The sequence below is a fragment of the Mobiluncus mulieris ATCC 35243 genome (genome assembly GCF_000160615.1).
In the GTDB taxonomy this organism is placed as follows: domain Bacteria; phylum Actinomycetota; class Actinomycetes; order Actinomycetales; family Actinomycetaceae; genus Mobiluncus; species Mobiluncus mulieris.
On record NZ_GG668520.1, the window covers coordinates 574,251 to 577,280 of the forward strand.

At 52.4% G+C, this 3,030-nt stretch carries 2 protein-coding genes; one reads left to right on the forward strand and one right to left on the reverse strand.

Going from position 1 to position 3,030, the window contains the following annotated elements; all coding sequences use genetic code 11:
* Nucleotides 1-121: 121 nt before the first annotated feature.
* The gene (locus HMPREF0577_RS10375) at nt 122-1,039 is read right to left on the reverse strand and encodes an Abi family protein (protein ID WP_004013849.1); all 918 of its coding nucleotides are present in this window, start codon (nt 1,037-1,039) and stop codon (nt 122-124) included.
* Between the two features lie 254 nt (nt 1,040-1,293).
* Between HMPREF0577_RS10375 and HMPREF0577_RS12020 the strand changes: the two genes are divergently transcribed.
* Nucleotides 1,294-2,958 carry a flagellin N-terminal helical domain-containing protein gene (locus tag HMPREF0577_RS12020; RefSeq protein ID WP_004013850.1) on the forward strand — a complete coding sequence of 555 codons (1,665 nt, stop codon included), beginning with the start codon at nt 1,294-1,296 and terminating at the stop codon, nt 2,956-2,958.
* Nucleotides 2,959-3,030 lie beyond the last annotated feature (72 nt).

Here is a 3,030-nt window from a genome sequence, read left to right on the forward strand (position 1 = left end):
CAGCACCTCATGAACCCGCCCGTGACAGCCATAGCCCATGCGGTGATACCCGTTTTTGACGCAATTACCGCTGTTTTCCCGACACCAAATCCGGGCATGGGAAGCCCGCTCTTAGACGCTCTCAGAACATCCACAGCTCGTTGTTTTTCCAGTTTGCGGGTGCGCCTAAACGTTCGAAGGGAATCAGGGGGTTATCGGGATAAGACTGCAGAACATCGAACAACCTACTGTCAACCATCACGCCTAGTCCACGTTGTAGGTATCGAATCAGCGTCAACTGTGCAAACACGCGGTTCGTTCGTCCACGAATGTCATCAAAACACGCGTCGTCTGGCAGTTTGGGTTTAATATCGAAGACCCGGTTAAACACCCGCGAATGGTGCGCGGTCCTGTTACGGACAATATTGAGGGATTTTAGCCAGGACTCCAGTTGAGGTGCACGCAAGTGGCAAACATCGGCAATTTCATTGCGAGCTCTTGTTGGAGCCATGCGGTATAGCCGAGAAAGCATGCCCCAGTCCATGATTTCAACTGCTGCCCAAATCGGCAGCAGTCCGCCGTAGTGTTCTTGGTGATGTAACACGAATTCTTCCCGTGAACCAGCAACAGCCGTCTGATATTTGTCCAACCAAATCTGGTAGTCAGTGCGCAGCCTCCCCCGATGCTGATGCGCTGGGGCTCCCAGGTTGTCTTCATCAAGATGAATCAAGGGGTCAATCTTACCCAGCTCGTGCCCCAGCAGCGCGCGCATTGCTAGCTCGATGCCGGCCAAATCAGCGTAAATCGCTTGCCGCAGCTGCTCGTCAAATGCGTAAAGAGACAGCACCAATTCAAAGGAAGCGCCGGGACGGAAGGCGCTCAGTATTGTTCCCGTGGTTGAATCTATCATCCGCATAGAGTGCCAATATCCCGATAGCCTGTAGTAGCTCAAGGTTGTAAGCTGGTGTTTAGCCAAATCAGGGTTTTCTACCACCATGCCACGTGATATCAGATGCGCAACCTGCTCGGTATAGTCGAAAAACTGCTTCACTGTGGACATACACGGCTCCAGGGGAAGTAGAGGACCGGCCCTGGACTCCCACCGAGGCGGGCAGCGGAACCGGTCTTGTAACTGGAACAATTATATCAGATTTTCCTACGACACGAAATTTACCGGCGTACCTCTACGTATATCGAGCGCGGCGTGCTTCAGGTTGTTTGACCGCGAAACGGGTGTGGTGCCTCTCATAGTTTGCGCGCGACGATGGTTTCGGGTTCACGAGGTGCCTGCCGGGGTGTCTGGTTTTGTTTGTAATGGTGGTCTTGCCGGGTAGTGGTAGCGGGTGGGTGTCGATTCTGGGGATGCTGCGCCTACTGTTCCACCCAACCGGGATGTGTAAAATGCCTGGTCAGGGGGTGTTAGTGGGATTGGCGAAATCCCTGGAGAAGCTTTCCTCGGGTTTCCGTATCAACCGGGCGGCTGATGACGCGGCTGGGCTGGCGATTTCCGAGGGTCTGCGTTCCCAGGTTGGTGGTAACCGCCAGGCCGTGCGTAACGCCCAGGATGGTATTTCCCTGGTACAGACTGCTGAAGGTGCGTTGAACGAGGTACACAGTATTTTGCAGCGTATGCGCGTACTCGCGGTTCAGGGAGCCACTGACTCGAACAGCCCTGATGCGCGTGCGAACATTAATACTGAGCTCAACCAGCTGCGCGACGAATTGGAGCGTATCGGTAAGGTCACCAACTTCAACGGCACCACCCTCTTGGATGGTTCCGCTTCCGGGCCACGTGCTTTGAAGTTCCAGGTCGGTGCAAACGGGGATGCTAACAACCGCATCACCGTAGACTTGAAAGATGCCGACGTGACCGCAATCTCCAAGTTTGGTAAAGAGGCAAACGAAAGTAAAGTAGCCTCTGCAAAAACAGGTTTGCTTACGAAAGGGAAGTACATCCTTGACCTTGAAGGCACGGGCGTAGAAATTGACCTTTCTAAGGCAGCCGGTGATGAAGCAACAGAAGAAGAAGTTAAGAATGCGCTAAAGAAGGGTCTGAAAGATGCTGGTGTCGAGGGCTTCGTTGCTGATGGCTCTGAGGTGCAAACGTCAGCTGATTTGAGCGCTCTTATTGGAGCAGTTGGTCTTGATTCTGCAGGTAAGTACACTTTGACCATTGGTGGTGTAGGTACCTTCGATTACGATACTAAAGATAAACCCGAGGGTGGTGCTACCCTAGAGGCTATCAAGGAAGGTATCAACGGCAAGCTTAAGGACAAAGGATACGCTCTTGAGCTAGATAAAGATGGAAAGAAGTTTGTCCTCAAAGCCACTAGCGATGAGACTAAGAACAAACAGGTTGGTTTCTCTATGACCACAACTGCTGTAGGTGCCGGTATTGGTGATGCTGTTAAAGCCTTCAAGGGTGAGATTGGTAAAGCTCACGGTACTGGTTTCGAATTCACCATAGATAAAGTTACTGCCGGTGGTAAATCTGGAGGCGGTTTTACGTTCAAACGCGCCGACGGGAAAATGATTGACGTCGATTTGGCTCACTCCTTGACAAAACTGGGAGCCAACCCTGGTACCGAGGACAAGAAGCTGGAATTGGAAGCCTACGGTGCGGACGGTAAGAAGATTGACAAGCGTGCGGATTACACGGTTGTGAATCCTTTCAACTCCCTGACAGTGAAGGATCATGATTCCGCGCAGAAGTTGATTAATGTTCTGGATGAGAAGATTCGTTCCGTGTCTACGGCTCGTTCTAATCTGGGTGCGGTGCAGAACCGGTTCGAGCACACGATTACGAACTTGAATGTGGCGGTGGAGAATCTGGCTGCGTCTGAGTCTCGTGTTCGTGACACGGATATGGCGCAGGAGATGATGCAGTTCACCAGGAACCAGATTCTGTCCCAGGCCGGTACTTCCATGCTGGCTCAGGCTAACCAGGTTCCCCAGGGCGTCCTCTCCCTGCTGCGCTAGTCACAATCGGGCTAACAATAGCCTGGTTAGCGTGGTTTCCCTGGCTGCGTAATCCTGGAAACCTAGTTTCTT

Coding starts and splice junctions, on each gene's coding strand:
- HMPREF0577_RS10375 (WP_004013849.1), bottom strand. CDS start 1,039: ATGTCCACAGTGAAGCAGTTTTTCGACTATACCGAGCAGGTTGCGCAT.
- HMPREF0577_RS12020 (WP_004013850.1), top strand. CDS start 1,294: ATGGTGGTCTTGCCGGGTAGTGGTAGCGGGTGGGTGTCGATTCTGGGG.